The sequence below is a fragment of the Moorena sp. SIO3I8 genome, from assembly GCF_010692325.1.
Classification (GTDB): domain Bacteria; phylum Cyanobacteriota; class Cyanobacteriia; order Cyanobacteriales; family Coleofasciculaceae; genus Moorena.
Genome location: NZ_JAAHHW010000431.1, coordinates 1 through 1,242, shown reverse-complemented (window position 1 = coordinate 1,242; position 1,242 = coordinate 1). Strand labels below are relative to the sequence as shown.

Sequence of the window (1,242 nt, the reverse complement as noted above, 5' to 3'; positions counted from 1 at the left end):
ATACACTATTGCCTCTTATCTGTTCCCTGTTCCCTGTTCCCTGTTCCCTAAAATCCCGAAATTGTGTACCTCATAGCTATGATAATTGCTATAATTCGATATCGATTTCAAAAAGGTATCCTTGTCGCGACCCTGGCAAATCACCTGCATACCAGGGTGCTAAGACTTTTCCCCCTAGCCAAGGAACAGCAGATGAGCAAGCAAACAATTTGCAGGGTGATTCGGCAGTGCGATCGCATTTAGAATCAACAATGGTCACGCTGCTAATATTGATCACAGGTAGAACAATCTCTCTGACTCTTGCTTGAGATTGCGGATCGATACAGACTACTTTGCCACCAAACCAAAATGTGAGCCAAAGACGACCTGCCCCATCTACAGCCAATCCATCGGGTACTCCTTCAGTTTCATCGGCAACGATAAATTTGTGATGGTCATGAATATCGGGTAGGGTTGCTTCAGTTCGATCCGAATTGAGAACGAAGACATGAACAGACCTTTCTAAGCTATCCACAACGTAGAGCGATCGCCCATCTGGTGATAGTCCCATGCCGTTGGCATAACCTAGCCCCGCAAAAACTTCCTGGACTTGCCCCTGGGGATTGCAGGCTAGCAGTGCCCCTGTTCCCCTAATTGCTGTGGCATCCTCATCGATGGTGTTGAACCAAATGTTTCCGTTTTTGTCAATAACTACATCATTGCAAACCAACTGTTTACCCTGATAGTCTTGGATAATTGGTATGATCTCTTTGGTATTGAGATTTAACTCCACCAGTCCCAACTCCCCAGACAACACCACAGTTTCCGTCCCCGATAGGGCAAGACCGTAACACAAACCAGGTAATGGGAACCGCTGCACCTTGCGGGTTGTTAAGCACAGTTGAATCAGCTGAGGATTACCGTAGTCCAGGCAGAATAGTTGATTACTTCTGGGGTCATAGTAGAGTCCCTCACCCCCCTGGAGAACGCAGTCTTGGGCCACGGCAATTTGATAGGCTGGGGAGCGTCGTTCTAGCAGTAATGCATTGCGTAGATGCTGACCATAAAACTGTAGGGCAGCTCGGTTAGAACCAACCAGGTTTAGTTCTGCCAGTGGAGTGGGATGATAGTAAGTATTTTTAACAAAACTCGCGGAATTCCCCACCCTCTTTCAGGGTGGGGATGGATAGCGAGCCAGGAAATTCATCTTATCCCTTGACATCTTACTATAAAATATATATACTATTAAGCAAGGTCGATAAC

General features: G+C 46.5%; 1 protein-coding gene. It reads right to left on the bottom strand.

What is annotated here, in order from left to right:
- Nucleotides 1–88: 88 nt before the first annotated feature.
- Nucleotides 89–1,144 (bottom strand): SMP-30/gluconolactonase/LRE family protein, encoded by a 1,056-nt coding sequence (locus tag F6K51_RS37635; protein ID WP_293031368.1) that lies wholly within the window; start codon nt 1,142–1,144, stop codon nt 89–91.
- Between the last annotated feature and the right edge of the window lie 98 nt (nt 1,145–1,242).